General features: G+C 70.5%; 19 protein-coding genes. 12 read left to right on the plus strand and 7 right to left on the minus strand.

Going from position 1 to position 16,224, the window contains the following annotated elements; translation table 11 throughout:
- Nucleotides 1-41 precede the first annotated feature (41 nt).
- Both ACU436_RS35340 and ACU436_RS35345 read right to left on the minus strand, forming a co-directional pair.
- Entirely contained in the window at nucleotides 42-140 is a 99-nt protein-coding gene (locus tag ACU436_RS35340) for a 2Fe-2S iron-sulfur cluster-binding protein (protein ID WP_459031550.1), read from the minus strand.
- The gene (locus tag ACU436_RS35345) at nucleotides 125-379 is read right to left on the minus strand and encodes a hypothetical protein (RefSeq protein ID WP_459031553.1); all 255 of its coding nucleotides are present in this window, start codon (nucleotides 377-379) and stop codon (nucleotides 125-127) included. The genes ACU436_RS35340 and ACU436_RS35345 overlap by 16 nt, the downstream gene beginning before the upstream one ends.
- Before the next feature lie 55 nt (nucleotides 380-434).
- Here ACU436_RS35345 and ACU436_RS35350 point away from each other — a divergent pair, with 55 nt between their 5' ends.
- On the plus strand, nucleotides 435-1,034 hold the full coding sequence (locus ACU436_RS35350) for an SDR family NAD(P)-dependent oxidoreductase (protein WP_459031431.1): 600 nt from the start codon (nucleotides 435-437) through the stop codon (nucleotides 1,032-1,034).
- 32 nt (nucleotides 1,035-1,066) lie between these two features.
- Here the strand turns inward: ACU436_RS35350 and ACU436_RS35355 are convergent, their stop codons facing one another.
- The gene (locus ACU436_RS35355; protein ID WP_459031432.1) at nucleotides 1,067-1,909 is read right to left on the minus strand and encodes a class I SAM-dependent methyltransferase; all 843 of its coding nucleotides are present in this window, start codon (nucleotides 1,907-1,909) and stop codon (nucleotides 1,067-1,069) included.
- 77 nt (nucleotides 1,910-1,986) lie between these two features.
- The gene (locus ACU436_RS35360; protein ID WP_459031433.1) at nucleotides 1,987-2,595 is read right to left on the minus strand and encodes a helix-turn-helix domain-containing protein; all 609 of its coding nucleotides are present in this window, start codon (nucleotides 2,593-2,595) and stop codon (nucleotides 1,987-1,989) included.
- Between the two features lie 181 nt (nucleotides 2,596-2,776).
- Between ACU436_RS35360 and ACU436_RS35365 the strand changes: the two genes are divergently transcribed.
- The 6 genes from ACU436_RS35365 (at nucleotide 2,777) to ACU436_RS35390 (ending at nucleotide 8,953) form a co-directional block, all read left to right on the plus strand.
- The gene (locus tag ACU436_RS35365) at nucleotides 2,777-4,162 is read left to right on the plus strand and encodes an MFS transporter (RefSeq protein ID WP_459031434.1); all 1,386 of its coding nucleotides are present in this window, start codon (nucleotides 2,777-2,779) and stop codon (nucleotides 4,160-4,162) included.
- On the plus strand, nucleotides 4,159-4,797 hold the full coding sequence (locus ACU436_RS35370; RefSeq protein ID WP_459031435.1) for a TetR/AcrR family transcriptional regulator: 639 nt from the start codon (nucleotides 4,159-4,161) through the stop codon (nucleotides 4,795-4,797). Before ACU436_RS35365 ends, ACU436_RS35370 begins: the two co-directional genes overlap by 4 nt.
- 278 nt (nucleotides 4,798-5,075) lie before the next feature.
- A complete protein-coding gene (locus ACU436_RS35375; RefSeq protein ID WP_459031436.1) occupies nucleotides 5,076-6,308 on the plus strand; it encodes an ROK family protein in 1,233 nt (410 codons plus the stop codon).
- A 28-nt stretch (nucleotides 6,309-6,336) separates the two neighbouring features.
- Nucleotides 6,337-7,155, plus strand: coding sequence for an ABC transporter permease (locus ACU436_RS35380; protein ID WP_459031437.1), 819 nt, complete (start codon nucleotides 6,337-6,339; stop codon nucleotides 7,153-7,155).
- Nucleotides 7,152-7,961 carry an ABC transporter ATP-binding protein gene (locus tag ACU436_RS35385; protein ID WP_459031438.1) on the plus strand — a complete coding sequence of 270 codons (810 nt, stop codon included), beginning with the start codon at nucleotides 7,152-7,154 and terminating at the stop codon, nucleotides 7,959-7,961. The genes ACU436_RS35380 and ACU436_RS35385 overlap by 4 nt, the downstream gene beginning before the upstream one ends.
- Complete coding sequence (locus tag ACU436_RS35390; protein ID WP_459031439.1) at nucleotides 7,958-8,953, plus strand: aliphatic sulfonate ABC transporter substrate-binding protein; 996 nt, start codon at nucleotides 7,958-7,960, stop codon at nucleotides 8,951-8,953. The genes ACU436_RS35385 and ACU436_RS35390 overlap by 4 nt, the downstream gene beginning before the upstream one ends.
- 692 nt (nucleotides 8,954-9,645) lie before the next feature.
- On the opposite strand, the gene ACU436_RS35395 is transcribed toward ACU436_RS35390, so the two are convergent.
- From ACU436_RS35395 to ACU436_RS35405, 3 genes are all read right to left on the minus strand, one after another.
- Nucleotides 9,646-10,314 (minus strand): histidine phosphatase family protein, encoded by a 669-nt coding sequence (locus ACU436_RS35395; protein WP_459031440.1) that lies wholly within the window; start codon nucleotides 10,312-10,314, stop codon nucleotides 9,646-9,648.
- A gap of 74 nt (nucleotides 10,315-10,388) precedes the next feature.
- A complete protein-coding gene (locus ACU436_RS35400) occupies nucleotides 10,389-11,168 on the minus strand; it encodes a DUF4956 domain-containing protein (RefSeq protein ID WP_459031441.1) in 780 nt (259 codons plus the stop codon).
- Between the two features lie 226 nt (nucleotides 11,169-11,394).
- Entirely contained in the window at nucleotides 11,395-11,937 is a 543-nt protein-coding gene (locus ACU436_RS35405) for a TetR/AcrR family transcriptional regulator (RefSeq protein ID WP_459031442.1), read from the minus strand.
- Between the two features lie 204 nt (nucleotides 11,938-12,141).
- Between ACU436_RS35405 and ACU436_RS35410 the strand changes: the two genes are divergently transcribed.
- The 5 genes from ACU436_RS35410 to ACU436_RS35430 all read left to right on the plus strand — a co-directional run bounded on the left by ACU436_RS35410 (nucleotide 12,142) and on the right by ACU436_RS35430 (nucleotide 15,952).
- Nucleotides 12,142-13,278 carry an inorganic phosphate transporter gene (locus tag ACU436_RS35410; protein WP_459031443.1) on the plus strand — a complete coding sequence of 379 codons (1,137 nt, stop codon included), beginning with the start codon at nucleotides 12,142-12,144 and terminating at the stop codon, nucleotides 13,276-13,278.
- 19 nt (nucleotides 13,279-13,297) lie between these two features.
- Nucleotides 13,298-13,543 (plus strand): hypothetical protein, encoded by a 246-nt coding sequence (locus tag ACU436_RS35415; RefSeq protein WP_459031444.1) that lies wholly within the window; start codon nucleotides 13,298-13,300, stop codon nucleotides 13,541-13,543.
- A 21-nt stretch (nucleotides 13,544-13,564) separates the two neighbouring features.
- Nucleotides 13,565-14,215 carry a hypothetical protein gene (locus tag ACU436_RS35420; protein ID WP_459031445.1) on the plus strand — a complete coding sequence of 217 codons (651 nt, stop codon included), beginning with the start codon at nucleotides 13,565-13,567 and terminating at the stop codon, nucleotides 14,213-14,215.
- A 271-nt stretch (nucleotides 14,216-14,486) separates the two neighbouring features.
- The gene (locus ACU436_RS35425) at nucleotides 14,487-14,942 is read left to right on the plus strand and encodes a DinB family protein (protein ID WP_459031446.1); all 456 of its coding nucleotides are present in this window, start codon (nucleotides 14,487-14,489) and stop codon (nucleotides 14,940-14,942) included.
- 221 nt (nucleotides 14,943-15,163) lie between these two features.
- On the plus strand, nucleotides 15,164-15,952 hold the full coding sequence (locus tag ACU436_RS35430; protein ID WP_459031447.1) for a class I SAM-dependent methyltransferase: 789 nt from the start codon (nucleotides 15,164-15,166) through the stop codon (nucleotides 15,950-15,952).
- The last annotated feature ends 272 nt before the right edge of the window (nucleotides 15,953-16,224 follow it).

The raw sequence follows: 16,224 nt of genomic DNA on the forward strand, positions 1-16,224 counted from the left end.
CCGCACGACCGGAACCTGTGACAGCACGAATGCACGACGGATCACCCTCCGCGACGTGCCCGCGCTGCAGCTCGGACGGCTCGGACCGCGCTGACGTATCCGGTGCAACGGCAGATGTTTCCGCTCAGCGCGCGGCGGATCGCGCATTCGTCCGGATACTGGTGAGCGCGACCTGCGCCTTGCCGAGGCCACCGAAGATGGATCGGGCGACCCTGTCGGCGCCGTTGATCGGGCGCGGCACGGCCTGCTCGACGCCGCCGCCGTCGCTGATCAGGACGACCTCGGGTGCGAGCACGTCGAGGAGGCCCTCCAGGTCCCCGGTTTCGAACGCGCGCTGGAACGACTCCAGAGCTGCACGGGCCTGGCTGGAGGAGACCACCTCGCGAGGGTGGCGGGCATCGACGTGCCGGCGGGCGCGGTGGGCGATCGGCGCGATGTGGGTGATCCAGAAAGCACTGCCCTACCTGCGCGAGCGAGGCGCGGGTCACATCATCCAGATCTCCTCGGCCGCCGGGCTCCTCGCAATGCCGCTCGGCGGCGCCTACCAGATCTCCAAGTGGGCCTTGGAAGCGCTGAACGAATCCCTGGCCCAAGAGGTCGCCGACTTCGGCATCACGGTGACGGTGGTCGCGCCCGCCGGCTTCGCCACCAGGTCCGGCAAGAACCCCGATCCCCTCGCCAACGGCCACGTGGCCGAAGCCAACCCGGCCTACGCCGGCGCCTCGCGGGATTCGCGGGAAAGCAGCCCGCCGGCGACCCGGCCGCCGCGGCGCAGGCACTCCTCGAGATCGTCGACTCCGACAACCCACCACTGCGAGTTCTCTTCGGCCAGGGCTTCTACCCGATGCTCCAGCAGGTCTACGCCGACCGCCTCAAGACCTGGGCCGACTGGCAGCACCTGTCGGTGGAGGCCCACGGCAGGCTCGATCAAGCCCGGTGACCCGGTGGCGGCGCGCGACGCCTCCGCCGTGCACCTCGACGAGGTCGAGGAACGGACGGTCGTCGACATGTCCTCCCGTGCCATCACGACCTGACCTCGCGCAGCTCGCCCAGGCCTGCGGCCGCCTCACTCCCGGACGTCGCCTCGTCGGGCCGCCCACACCCTTCGTTCGGTGCGCACCGCGAGGTCGTCGCGGCGCAGGATGCAGTGCGGACCGTCGGTGTCGAGCAGCCGGTCCAGCGCGGCGAGGTCGCCGGCCGGGAGCGCGTCGGCCGTGGCGGCACGCATGCGCCGCAGGCTCTCGAGCGCGTAGCGGGCGACCGTTTCCGAGCGGGACCGGTCGATGTCCACGGTGATCGTGCGCTCGGCTTCGCGGGCGAAGCCGGCGGCGGTGAGCCCGGGGCCCCAGTCGGCGCCGCGGTGCCGGAGGTGCTCGGCGTGCCGGCGGTCGCTCGCCGTGTGGAGGCGTCCCTCCAGGCCGGGCCGGTCGGCCGGAGCGTCGTCGGGGAGGAACCGGGGGAAGCCGGCGAGCTCGACCAGCGCGAACAGCCCGCCGGGGACGAGGGTGTCGTGGATCCGACGCAGTACGCGGTCCGGATCGGCCATGTGGTGCAGGGAGGCCGAGGCCCACACCAGGTCGGGCTCGCCGAGATCCGGCCACGTCGCGTCGAGATCGGCGTGGGCGGTGCGCACGCGGTCGGCCACCCCGTTCCGGCCGGCCTTCTCGCGCAGGCGGTGCAGGTGCTCGACGGCAGCGTCGACGGCGGTGACGTGCGCCTCGGGGAAGTGGCTGAGCAGGGCGAAGGTTCCGGCACCGGTCCCGCAGCCCAGGTCCACGATCTGGCGCGGACTCGCCCGGACGGGCAGCCATGCGATGACGGATTCGGTGTGCTCGGCGAGCACTTCCGCGTCGAGGTCGAGGATCTCCGACTGACCGTGGACGTCGTGGTCGTGGGCTGCGTGGATCATGGAGCCCACGGTATGGCCGTCCTGCGCATAACGGGCGGCCTCTTGCCCGATTGGCAAGAAGATGGGCGCCGGACCCGCTAGCCGGGCAACCGGCCTCGGGGCGCGCTCACCTGCCGCGGACCTCCCTTGTCGGCCTCGTGCCCGCGGCGGGCGTCGCGGTCGAAGATGCCGAGGATCTCGCACGGTCCCCCCGCTGCACCGATCGCGTGCGGCAGCATGGTTGGGAACTCGGCGGCCTGGTTGGTCTCCACGCGCAAGCGGCGGTCGCCCAGCATCAGCACGGCGGTGCCGGAGAGGACCACGAGCCACTCGCGGCCCGTGTGGGCGCGCAGGCGCGAGGGGTCGTCCGGCGGCGGGTCGGTCATGCGCTGGCGCGCGACGGTCATGCCCGGCTGCGCCTTGATGGGCCAGCGCAGCGCCCCGTGGGTTCCGTCGATCATCGGGTTGGCGATCACGTCGTCGGTGTCGGCCTCGACGAGCTGGTCGAGCGAGGTGTCCAGGGCTCGGGCGAGGTCGACGAGCTGGTCCAGGGCGAGCCGGCGCCGGCCGGTCTCGATCCGGCTGAGCGACGACGGGCTCAGATGCGCACGGGTGGCCAGCTCCTCCAGCGACCAGCCCTGCGCCACCCGTAGCGCCCGGATGCGTGTGCGCACGAGGCTGTCCAGTCCATCATCGCCTTGCGTCATAGGCATGATCGTATGCTCACACCGCAAGACCCGCGTCGCTTCACGACCGCGAGAAGTAGTGAGAACGCTCCGCGGTCGGACTCGCGGGTGCCCTTCCGTGCGCCCGTTGACATTGACGTTCCCGTCAACGACGCTGGCGCGCGGCAACGACGCCGTGGCGCATGTCACGAGAGGACATCGCATGAACGCACCCGTACCCGAGGTGACCGAGACTCCCGAGCTGCGCCGAGCCCGCCGCAAACTCCTGGCCTCGGGCCTGATCGGCAGTTCGATCGAGTGGTACGACTTCTTCGTCTACGGCACGGCCGCCGCCCTCGTCTTCCCCACCGTGTTCTTCCCCGCGCTGACCCCGCTCACCGCGACCCTGCTCGCGTTCAGCACGTTCGCCGTGGGCTTCATCGCCCGGCCGCTGGGCGGCATCCTCGCCGGGCACTACGGCGACAAGCTCGGGCGCAAACCGATGGTCGTGCTGTCCCTGCTCCTGATGGGCGCCGCCACCTTCGCGATCGGCTGCCTGCCCTCCGCGGAGACGATCGGCATCGCCGCCGCGCCGATCCTGCTGGTGACCCTGCGCTTCCTTCAGGGCCTCGCGTGCGGCGCCCAGTGGGGCGGCATCGTCCTGCTGCTCACCGAGTCGGTCGGGCCGAAGCGACGGGGCTTCGCCGGCACGTTCGGCCAGATGGGCGTGCCGCTGGGGCTGCTGCTCGGCAACCTCATGATGATCGGGGCGAGCACACTGCTGCCCGCCGGCACCTTCGTCAGCTGGGGCTGGCGGGTGCCGTTCTGGTTCTCGATCATCCTGTTCCCGGTCGTGCTCTACATCCACACCAAGGTCGAGGACACCCCCGAGTTCAAGACCCTCAAGGCCGAGGTCGATCAGAAGCACGCCGAGACCGGGGCCGGCGCACAGGCCCCGCTGGCCGAGGCCGTCCGCAGCCATTGGCGGCGCATCCTGCTGGGCGCGGGCCTGCTGGCGGCCACCAACTCGGCGTTCTACGTCGGGATCGCCGGGTTCGTCAGCTACGGCAGCCTGCCGCGGGAGAGCGGCGGTCTCGGGATGGACCGAGACGTCATCCTCGCCGCCATCATGGCGACGTCCCTGCTCATGCCGCTGGTGATCATGTGGGCGGGCAGGACGTCCGACCGGCTGGGCAGGCGGCCGTTGATCCTCGTCGGCGCCGGCCTTCTGATGCTGTGGGCCTTCCCGTTCTTCTGGCTGGCCGAGACGACGAGCGGCCCGCTGCTGTTCGTGGCGATGCTGGTCAGCAGCACCGGTCAGGCGCTCACCTACGGTCCGCTGGCCGCGTTCATGGGTGAGCTGTTCGAGCCCCGGGTCCGGTACTCGGGTGCGTCGCTGGCGTACCAGCTCGCAGCGGTCGCGATCAGTGGCTTCACCCCGCTGATCATGACGGCGATCATCGCGGAGACACGGTCCACCACCGGCGTTGCGGTCTACCTGATCGCCATGGCCGCGATCACGCTGGCCAGCGCGTACTTCCTCAAGGAGACGAACCCGGCCGAGGTCCGCAACGATCCCACCGCCGTTCCCGGACGCGCCACCGCATGACGACGAGCGAGGCCCAGGAGCGCGCCCGCGCCGGCCGCCGGGACTCGACAGGTGCCCGGCGCGGCGAACTCCTGGCCGCGGCGGCCGCATGCTTCGACGAGCTGGGCTACTCGGCGACCACCGTTGAGCTGATCGCGGAACGGGCCCGGACGTCACGGCCCACCTTCTACGCCTACCTGCGATCGAAGGACGAGGCGTTCGTCGCCGTCGCCGAACAGGTCTGCGCCCGGCTCGAGGCCACCCAGCTGATGGACGGCATCGAGTCCTTCCCCCCGCTCACCGTGCTCCGAACGACCACCCGCGCCTTCGCCGAGGCCGTCTTCGCGCACGGGTCGCTCGTGGCGCTGATCGACAGCCGGGCGGGGGTCGACCCTGCCGTCGGCGCCATCTGGACCACGCTCCGGCTCCGGATGAACCGCCGCTACGCCAACTACCTGTCCGGGCTGCCCCGGGGCACGATCGATCCCTGTACGGCACCGGAACGCCTGGTGGTGATGCTGGGCGACTCCATCATCCGGGGTGCGGCCCGCCTCGGTGACGCGCCCGCGGAGCTGCGGGAGCAGTTCATCGGCGACCAGATCCGCATGACCGAGCGCTGCGTCGGCATCGTCACCGACACGCCTCCCCGCTGGTAGGGACCAGACCCCGATGCCGCAGTCAGTCACCTGACAACGCCCCTGGCCGAGATCCGCCGCCTGCAGGGGGCCAACTGGCCGCAGGAGACCCAGTGGGAGGTCAGCTATCCCGTCGAGGTGCCCGCGCTGCCCGATTACCTGCGGCACTGTGCCGCCACCCCGTGCACCACGTGGCGCACCCCGTCGCGGCGGCATGGTTCTGCTCAGGTGCCGAAGAATTCCCCGCTTCTTTCTGCCGGACTGTTGATGTAAAAATTGCGGCTTCGCATCATGGCCCGATGAAGCACGCCGGAGTGCACGGCCTGGTCCGCCGGACCCACGAGGAACGCGTCCTCGGGGTCCTGCGGGAACACGGTGTGCTGAGCCGCGGCGAGATCGCCGACCTGGTCGGGCTGTCCCGCACCACGATCTCCGAGATCACCGGCACCCTGCTCGCCCACAGCGCGATCGTCATCGTCGACACCGATGCCGCATCACGGGAGGGCAGCGGCCGGCCCGCCGAGCGGCTCGCGCTGGACCCCGCTTCCGGGCAGTACCTGGGCATCGACTTCGGACACCGGCGTGTGCAGATCGCGGTCGCCGACGCCTCCCACGACGTCATCGCCGCGGACTCCGAGGCCTACGGCGACCCGTCCACGTGGGACGAACGGCTCGGTGCGGCCTTCGCCCTCATCGAGCGCGTCACGGCCGGCGGCGGCCTGCACCTTGGCGCGCTGCAGGGCATCGGCATCGGCGTGATCGGTCCGTACCCGACCACGCCGCGCGTCGGGCCGCGGGAGAGCTGGGGCCGGGCGGAGTCCGCGCGCGGCATCGACGCGGTGTTCGCCGACCGGTTCGGCGCGCGGGTGATCGTCGACAACAACACCCGGTTCGCCGCACTCGCCGAGGCGATCAGCGCGAGCGGCGCCGCGGTGCAGGACCTGCTCTACGTGCGCCTGTCCGACGGCGTCGGCGGCGGGCTCGTCGTCGGCGGTCGGCTCGTGACCGGCGCGGCCGGGCTGGCCGGGGAGTTCGGGCACGTCACCGCCGTGCCAGGCGGCCGCCGGTGCCGCTGCGGCAAGCACGGATGCGTCGAAACCGTCGCCTCGGTGCCCGCGATCCTCGCCGAGATCCGCGCGCGCGGCGTCGACGTCGACACCCTCGACGATCTCGGCCGCGAGGTCGCGCGTTCCCAGCCGGTCGTCGACGAGGTCCTCCGCGCGGCCGGGGGCGCGGTCGGGCGCGCGCTCGGCGCCGCGGCCATGGCTGTGAACCCGGCGAGCATCGTCATCGGCGGCGAGATCACCCGCGTCGCCCCCGCGATCGTGGAGCACATCGCGGCGACCCTGCGCTACGAGCTCTCGTCCGTCGACGAGGCCATGCCGTCGGTGAAGGCGTCCGAGCGCACCGACTTCGCGGGCGCCGTCGGCGCGATCGCCGCGCTCTTCCGCCAGTCCCCGCTCCTGGCCGCCTACCCGGCCGGGACCGAAGCGATCCGCCAGCCCACCACGGCGAGGAGCTCGACCCGATGACCGCAACCCGGCCCGAGAGGACGTCGCCATGACCGTCGTGAGCGAGCGCAACGTGGCGGGCGCCGACCGAGGCGCCGGCGGCCCGCGCGCCAGGCGTCTCGGCAGGCGCACCGGCATCCTGCTGCTCAACGCGGTGTCGATCACCGCAGGCATTGCGATCTGGTGGGTGCTCTCGGGTACCGGGCTGCAGCTGCCGACGCCTCCCGAGGTCGTGACGAAGGCGGCGGCGCTGCTCGGGCAGGGCATCCTGCAGGCCGACATCATGGCGAGCCTCGGGCGCGTGCTCGCCGGCTTCCTGCTCGGTTCGGCCGCGGCGATCCCGGTCGGGTTCCTGATGGGGTGGTACCCGGTCGGCCGCGGGTTGTGCGAGCCGTGGATCCAGTTCTTCCGCACGATCCCGCCGCTCGCGCTGTTGCCGCTCGTCCTCGTGCTGATGGGCATCGGCGAGCTGCCCAAGATCTTCGTGATCTTCCTCGCCGCGTTCCTCGCCTGCGTCATCTCGACGTTCCAGGGCGTGGTGAGCGTCGACCGCACGCTGCTCAACGCGGCCCGGGTGCTCGGCGCGAAGGACGGCACGATCTTCCTGCGGGTGGTCGTCCCGGCCTCGACGCCCTTCATCCTCGTCGGGATGCGCGTGGGGCTCGGCTCCTCATGGGCCACCCTCGTGGCGGCCGAGCTGCTCGCCGCGCAGCAGGGCATCGGGTACCGGATGCAAGCCGCGCAGATCTACTACGACCTCCCCACGATCTTCGTCGGCATCGCGGTGATCGGCGTGCTCGGCCTGGTCATGGACCGCCTGCTGCTCGTCGCCGAGACCCGCCTCACCGGATGGCAGGAGCGCCGATGACCACGACCACGGACACCGCAGCGGCCAAGATCGTGTTGCGGGACGTCAGGAAGACCTTCGCCCTGGGCACCGAGGATTTCGTGGCGCTCGACGGCATCTCGCTCGACATCGCCGACAACGAGTTCGTCACCGCCGTCGGGCCCTCCGGATGCGGCAAGAGCACCCTGATGAACATCCTCGCCGGGCTCGAGGAGCCGACGGCGGGTGAAGCGCTCGTTGACGGCACGCCGGTCGCCGGCCCCGGGCCGGAGCGCGGGGTGATCTTCCAGCAGTACGCGCTGTTCCCGTGGCTGACGGTCCGCCAGAACGTCGAGTTCGGCCTCCGGACCGCGAAGGTCGGCAGGACCGAGCGCCGTGAGCGCGCCGAGTACTTCATCCGGATGGTCGGGCTCGAACAGTTCTCCGACGCCCTGCCCAAGATGCTGTCGGGCGGCATGAAGCAGCGGTGCGCGATCGCGCGCGCCTACGCGGTGAACCCGTCGATCCTGCTGATGGACGAGCCCTTCGGGGCGCTCGACGCCCTCACCCGGGTCAAGCTGCAGGAACAGCTCCTCACGACGTGGAGCCAGGAGAAGCGCACCGTCGTGTTCATCACCCACGACGTCGACGAGGCCGTGTTCCTCGGGAACCGCGTGGTCGTGATGGCGGCGCGTCCCGGCCGCGTCTTCGACGTCATCGACGTCGACCTGCCGTACCCGCGCACCGAGCAGGTGCGGCTCAGCCCGGCCTTCGCCGAGCTGCGCAACCGCGTCTGGCACGCGGTCTACCACCAGGAATCCGACTCGATCCCCAAGGACGGGCGATGAACCTCAGGAAGAGGATGCTCGGCGTCGTCGCGGCATCAACCCTCGCCCTCGCACTCACCGGCTGCGCCGGCGGCGGGAGCGGTGAGGACGGCGGGACGATCGAGGTCACCTTCGGTTACATCGGTGACTTCAACGGCACCAGCCTGCTCGCGGTCGCCGAGCAGGAGGGCATCTGGGAGAAGCACGGTCTCGACGTCACGCCGAAGGTCTTCACCAACGGTCCGCTGCAGATCCAGGCGCTCGGCACGGGCGACCTCGACTTCGGCTACATCGGGCCCGGCGCCATGTGGCTGCCGGCGTCCGGGCAGGCGAAGGTCGTTGCGATGAACACGCTCGGCGAAGCGGATCGAGTGGTCGCCCAGCCGGGGATCACGAGCATGCAGGATCTGCGCGGCCGGACCGTCGCGGTGCCGGAAGGCACGTCGGGCGACATGATCCTGACCCTCGCGCTCGATGCAGCCGGGATGACGAAAGAGGACATCGAGCGCGTCCCGATGGAGCCGGCGGCGATCGTCGCGGCGCTCTCCTCCAAGCAGGTCGACGCCGCCGGCTTCTGGTATCCGGCGCTCGCGACGGTCAAGCAGCAGGTCCCGGATCTCGTGGAGCTCGCCCAGAACGCCGACTTCGCGGACACCGTCGCCTTCCCGACCGCGTTCGTCGCAGGGAACGACGTCGTCGCGAACGAGCCCGAGAAGGTCGACCGCGTGCTCGCCGCACTGCGCGAAGCCATGCAGTACCGCACCGACCACCTCGACGCCACGATCGAGGCGACAGCCTCGATGCTGGGCATCGAGGCCGCCCAGGTCGAGGCCGACGCGGGGAACGTGCAGATCCTGTCGGTCGCCGACCTCGACCGGCTGACCGCGGACGGCACGATCGCGGCGTGGCTGGCCGGCATGAACGACTACTTCGTCGGCGCCGGCAAGCTCCCGGGGCGGGTGGAGCCGTCGCAGTACTACACCGGGGACCTCTTCACCGCGGCGGGGAAATAGGCATCCTGCCGTCCCTTCCCGGCCCGCCCCCATCGCGCGCCGGCCGATCGGTGCACACGCCTCAGGGCGCCCGGCGAGCACGCTGCCCCAAGGCCCCACACCGACCAGCCCATCGGAGTACAGTGACAAGTATCGCGATACGATATAAGTGATCGACCAGCGGTCCCTCGCTCCGCGATAGGTCAACGGTTCCTGGAGGAGATCCGATCATGTGGGAAGACCTGACGATCGCACTGTGCGGACTGGGTTTCACCGCCGCGATCACAGTCCTGACGATCGAGCTCATCAGGTTGCTGAACGGCGCGGCGCAGCTGTCAGGCCACGGACCATCGGGCGTCGGATCATCCCGGAGGCGCCCGCGATGATCATCGCGCCGGCAAGCCGAGCCTGACGACGCAACCACGAGTGACGGTGCCGCCACACGCCCCAGCAATGCGGCGGTAGATCGTGATGGCGGCGCAGTCCGCAGTGGGCTCACCGAGCCAGTGATCAGCAGGAACGGGACATGAGGTGCAGATTTGCGCGTCATGTCCCGGGTTCGCTGATCACCGGGAATCGGGGCAGCGGGACGAGGACTGCAACCACGGCCGGTCACCACCGGGCGGAAATGGTGGCGCCGCCCGAAGCAGCTCGACAGCGATGACAGGTCACGAAGTCCGGCCGTAGTGAGTACCAGCGTCCCCCGCCGGACACTAGTCGTCGATGACGTCGGCCTCGTCCCGCGGCAGCACGAGCTCGGGGACCTGGGCGAAACGCCAGCCGTCGGCCGTCTTGGTGAACGTCCAGACCACGTCGAACCGGTCGTCCGGCCAGTCCTTCGGCGGCGTGGGCGTCACGTTGGGGAAGGCGTCGGCGATGGCGGGCAGTTCTCCGTGCGCCCAGCAGATCAGCGTGGGTCCCGGCTCCGAAGTCACCTGGTCGACGAGCTTCTCCTCGTCGCCCTTGCCGTAGCCCGTGTTCACCGCGAGTCCGAGCCGCTCGGCGAGCGGCGCGACCGTCTCGCGAGTGCGTGCGCCCTCACCGTCGTCGTTCGCCCCGGCCGCGTAGATCGCCGCCGGGCGGGCGAGCCCCGCCCGGGGCTCCCCCGACTGCGGATCGAGGAGATCCGCAAGCAGCTCCGCACGTTGCCAGCCGACAGCGGTCAGCGAGCTGTCGTCCTCGTTTCCCTGTGCGTCGATGCCGGGTTGCGAGCCCTCCGGCTTCTCACCGTGCCTGATCACCATCACCACGGTGCCCGGCGCCGCGGTGTCCGACGGCCCCTGGCTGGGCGAAGCCGTGGGCTTCGACTGCGGGCCGGCGGCGCAGGCGGCCAGCACGGCCGACAGCGCCACCGCGACGACACCCACGAGAACTCGCCGCACCGACCGACCCGATCGTGACCTCGACGTCACGGATGCCATGGACCTCATCGGACCCACCCCCGTTCTCGTCACCCTCACTCCACCCGGTCGGACCGGTTCTCGCCACTGCCGGGAGCACCGACGGAGACGAGGGCCTCCACCTGCTCCACCGGCCGGGCGGGAAGGTCACGGGGTCCGATCGGCTCCGAGGCGACCATCTCGTGTCGTCCCTGCTCCTGCGGCGTCTGCTCCTGCGGTCCCTGCTCCTGCAGCCGCTGCCGGCTGACGCCGCCTCCGGGCCGGTACCGCACGTCGACGCTCGTGTGCCGCCGCCCGAGGTCGAGCTCGGTGACCTCGTGGTACATGACGCGTCCGCCCAGCTCGCGCTCCAGGTCGGCCACGAGTTCCGCGTCGCTGTCGTACACCTTCTTCAGCTGGACATCCAGGCGGCGGGACCGGTCGCGCAGCAGCTTGCTGTCGAAGACGGCCATGGTCACCAGCAGCAGGACGTTGAGCATGATGACCAGCGCGCGGTCGGCCACGTCCATCCCGTTGACCAGGCCCATCACGAGCGCGACGAAGTAGTAGGCGACCTCCTGCTGGGTCACCGCGCTGGACCGCAACCGGATGATCGACAGGATCGCGAAGAGCCCGAAGCCCACGGCGATGTCCACCCGGACGGTGCTCAGGAGCGACATCACGACGAAGATGCCGATGTTGAGCGTCACGTAGGACAGCAACAGGTCCGCACGCCAGTGGCGGCGGAAGTACAGCACGTAGGCCATCAGCATGATGGCCACGAGGTCGATCACGAGGTCGATCAGGAAGCCGGAGTAGTTCGCCACGGCCTGGCTGATCAGAAGGCTGATGTTCACCGCTCGACTCCCAACGTCATCCACAGCGTGCAGGTTCGACCGTGTCGAACGGCGCCGCTCCCGCCGCTGCTGCGCGCGAGACGGACAACCGCGCCGAGCGGCCATCCCCCCGTCGCTGATGTAGCAGCTCGTCTATCAAGCACCACAACAACGTAGCGCTTAGAGGAAGCTGGTCCGCACAGGTGTGACGTTCGAGTCAGTATGTGCCAAGCGGCTCGCGGGCAGATCAGCCGGAGCCGATGCCGTCGAGCAGGATCTCGACGGCGAGGTCGGCGGCCCGGCCGCACTCCAGCTCGGGGAACTGAAGGGCAACCAGGCTCACGACGCTGTGCAGGAGGCCGAACGCCATGCCATCCGGCAGGTCGGTCCGGATCAGCCCCTCGGCAGCGGCTCGCCGCAGGAAGTTCTCGACCTGCCCACGCTGCTCGAGGTGCTTCCCGAAGACGCTCGACGAGCAGCTCATCTGGTCGTTGCCCACCGGGTAGCTGCGGTTCACCGCGACGACACCCTCGACGAGCTTGTGCAGGGCCACGGCGACCGGCGCCTCCGTGAGCCGGCTCTGACCGATGACGTCGTCGAGCGCGTCCAGCTTGGCCTGGAACACCCCGCAGAGCAGGGCATCCCGGTTGGGGAACCGTCGGTACACGGTTCGCCGGTCCACGCCGGCGACCGCCGCGATGGCGGAGACGCTCGTTCCGGGATCCTCGGCCAGGAGCCTGGCTCCGGCCTGGAGAACCGCGTCGAGGTTGCGGGCTGCGTCTGCGCGCATCGGACACCTCCAAAGTTGCACCTACACCCTACCTTCTGTGGCAGGTGCTGACTCTTACGTCACAGGCATGAGCTCAGGGTAGGTATAACCGCTACGTTGCTGTGGTGCTTTGCGATGGACCTGTCACGAAGGCGGAGCCAGCCCGTCGACGGCTGCCGCTGACCCGTCGGACAGCACGAATGACCCAGGCATCGGAGTGACGACATGTCCGTGTTGGTGATCGCGGTCATCCTGACCGCGCTGCTGTTCGACTTCACCAATGGTTTCCACGACACGGCCAACGCGATGGCGACCTCCATCGCCACCGGGGCCCTGCGCCCCAGGGTCGCGGTGCTGCTGGCCGGAGGGTTGAACCTGGTCGGGGCGTTCCTGTCCGTGCAGGTGGCCCTGACGATCTCCAGCGGCCTGGTCGACGAGGCCCTCATCACCCCGCAGGTGATCTTCGGAGGGCTGGTCGGGGCGATCCTGTGGAATCTGCTGACCTGGCTGCTCGGGCTCCCGTCGAGCTCGTCGCACGCCCTGCTCGGCGGCCTGATCGGCGCCACCTGGGTGTTCGCCGGATCCGGCGCCGTCCACTTCTCCACCGTGGTGGGCATGGTGCTGGTGCCGCTGGCGCTCTCGCCGATCGTCGCCGGGGTGGTGGCGCTGGCCGCCACGCGGTTGGCATACCGCATCGCCGCGCGCGGCGACCGGCGCACGACGACCCGCGGCTTCCGGAACGCGCAGGTCGTGTCGGCGTCGATGGTCGCGCTGGCGCACGGGACGAACGACGCGCAGAAGACCATGGGCGTGATCACCCTGACGCTGATCACCGTCGGCCTGCTGCCGGCGCACTCCGCTCCCCCGCTCTGGGTGATCCTGCTGTGCGGGCTGGCCATCGCGACGGGTACCGCGATAGGGGGATGGCGGATCATCCGGACCCTCGGCCACCGGATCAGCAACATCGAGAGCACCCAGGGGTTCGTGGCCGAGACCGCGAGCACCGCTGTCATCCTCAGCGCCGCGAACCTGGGCTTCGCCCTGTCGACCACGCAGATCACCACCGGATCCGTGCTCGGCAGCGCGGCGGGCCGCCGCTGGAGCACCGTGCGCTGGGGCGTGGCCGCCGAGATGCTCGTCGGCTGGCTGCTGACCCTGCCCGCCGCCGCCACCCTCGGGGCGGTGGCCGCCTGGACGGCCTCCAGGGGCGCTGCCGGAACCGTCGTGGTCGGAGTCGTCCTCGTCGTCCTGGCCGCCGGCATCTACTGGCTCGCCCGGCGCAGGCCGGTCACCGCCACCACCGTCAACGACGAACAGCCCGTCCGGCCGGCTGTCGCCGCGCCCGCGCGAGCGGTCGCGTAACCGAGGAGGATCCAGTCCAATGATCCACTGGGGATCGCTGCTCATCGTCCAGCTCGTCTCGTTCGGCGCGACCATCGCCGTCGTCGGGCTGATCTCCCTGGCCATCGTGGGTCTGTCGGCACGCGGTGCCCACGGCGCACCGGCCCCGACGTCAGGACAGCACGTGACCACGTTCTCCGCCCGATCCGGCACGGCCGTCGGCGCGATCTGCCTCGTCGCCGCCGCGATGATCGTGCTGTTCGGGCTGTGGGAGATCGTGGCCTGAAGCGCTTGGAGATCGATGATCATGACAGCCGTCGACATCGCGCCGAGCCACTGGCGCCCGGTGGACCGTGCGCTGACGCCGGTCCCCCATCAGCCGCTCGAACCTTCGGACCGCCAGCAGGTCATCATGATCATTCGACATGCGGAGAAGCCGCTGCCCACCGGACCCCGGTCGGGCATCAGCCCGTCCGGGCGGCAGGACAAGCGCTCCCTGACCGTCGACGGCTGGCAGCGGGCCGGGGCGCTGGTCGAGCTCTTCGCCCCGATGCGCGGCGGGCCGCCGACGGGCCTGTGGCGCCCCGAGGCCGTCTACGCCGCCGCGGCGCGGCACGGCCGCAGCAGGCGCTCGATCGAGACGGTCGAGCCGCTGGCGAGGCAGCTCGGACTCGAGGTGGACGACCGCTACGAACCGGGCCAGGAGGCGCAACTCGCCGCGGAGCTCGTCGACCGCCCCGGCGCCACCCTCGTGTCCTGGCACCACAAGTCCCTGAGCAAGATCGTCCACAACCTCGAGGAGATCACGGGCGAGATCACCCCGGCCCCGCCGCGGCACTGGCCGGCAGACCGCTACGACATGGTCTGGGTGCTCGTCCGCGTCGGGGACGGGTGGCGCTTCGCGCAGGTCCCGCAGCTGCTTCTCCCCGGAGACCAGCCCGTGCTGATCGCCGCCTGACGCCATGCTCCAGCCTGCTCCAGTTCGGCATGAACCAGGGCCTGTCAGGCCAAGCCGCGAGATCAACAGCGATTGCACTCGAGATCGCCATACAGCCCGTTTCCACAGGCAAGAACGCCGACGGGTGGCCCCCGCCGAAGGGAACCGCCCGTCTGTGCCATCGGGACGACAGGATCTGAACCTGCGGCCCTCACAGCCTGGACGTGCCATCACTTGACCGGGGAGCGGCCAGTGCCGCGTCGACCTCGCGACGGGCTGGCAGCGTGAACGTTTGCGTCGCGGTCGGTACGGCTCGCCCGTCCTCGCCGAGTTCCTCGGCTACGAGCGCGAGGCGATCATCAGAAAGGTGGTCGACTTGCCCGATTCGGTCGCGCACCGCGCCGGCGTGCCCTCGGGAACCAGCCTCGCCTGGCTGATCAAGCACCTGACCGCCTCGGAGCGGCTCTGGTTCGGCGGGGTCACGATCGAAGAGTGGGAAGCGTTGTCGCTGCTCGACGCGAACGAGACCGTCGTGGACCTGGTTGCCGGCTACCGGCGTGCTGCGCGGGAGTCCGACACGATCATCGCCGGCTGGACCGATCTCGGTCAGGTCATCGACGGACCGGCCAATGGTCGGGCATGCGCCACGGCGCGGTGGATCATGCAGCACTTGATCAGCGAGACGGCTCGCCACGCAGGCCACGCCGACATCCTGCGCGAGCAGATCGACGGAGAGGTCGGCCGGTAGGCCGGCCCGCCGGTGCGCGCGCCGACGGCCGCGGAGTCGGCTGGTTGACGGAGCTCACGCCTCGCCCCGAGCGGCACGGTTCGTGGAGCCGCATGCCAGGACGCGTGCCTCTGCCCGCCACCATCCAGGACCTGTGCGACCGCTTCGTGCGCAGCGGGCAGCTCGATGACGTTCATCGACGCCTGCTACCTGCACGACGTTGACCGGGCCATGCTGGTGCGGTGAACCGCTATCTACTCGACAACCGTCGCCCGGAGGCCGGCGAACGGTTCGCCGCGCTCGCCGAGATGTTCGACCCGTGGACCTTTCGTCACCTCGACGACCTGGGCCTCGGTGAAGGATGGCGATGCTGGGAGGTCGGTGCCGGCGGCGTCTCGGTGCCGCGCGGCCTGGCGGAGCGCGTGGGGACCAGCGGCCGGGTGCTGGCCACGGACATCGACGTGTCGTGGGCCGAGCCCGCGGCCGGTGGCGCGCTCGAGGTACGCCGGCACGACGTGATCCGCGACCCACCGCCGGCGGAGACGTTCGACCTGGTCCACGCCCGGCTGGTCCTGGTCCACCTGAAGGATCGCGCGGCCGCGATGCGGGTCATGATCGATGCGCTCCGGCCGGGCGGATGGCTGGTGATCGAGGACGGGGACCCCGCCCTGCAGCCACTCGCCTGCCCGGACGAACGCGGTCCCGCCGAAGCGCTGGCGAACCGGCTGCGCACCCGGATGCGAACGCTGATGGCCGAGCGCGGTGCGGACCTCGCATACGGTCGCACGCTGCCCCGGCTGCTGCGTGAGTCGGACCTGACGGACGTCGGCGCCGAGGCCTACTTCCCCATCGCGGCACGCGCGTGCGCGGTCCTGGAGGCGGCCACGGTCCAGCACGTCCGCGACCAGCTACTGGCCGCGGAACTGGCGACGCCCGAGGAGATCGAGACGCATCTCGCGAACCTCGCGCACGGCGGCCTGGACCTCATGCTCGCACCGATGATCACCGCATGGGGCCGCAAGCCGGCCTGATGCTCCAGACCACCGACCGACCTCAGCGACTGGACCACCGACCCCAACCGAGATGGCCTCCAGAAAGCGGACTCGACCTATCGTCAAGTCCGCACCGAACCTGACGAATCGTCAAAGGGGGTCAGCCCCCCGACGGCGGCGTAGCGCCGCCACTTCTGGGCGAACTGGGGGAAGGCGGCCACGGGCGCGGCCTCGCTCGACTTCGCCATCCCGGCCGGCACCGCCGTGGACGTCGCCGCCCAGATCCTCGAGGACGGCTCAGCCACCCACCT

This window comes from Pseudonocardia wallangbongensis (genome assembly GCF_054486945.1).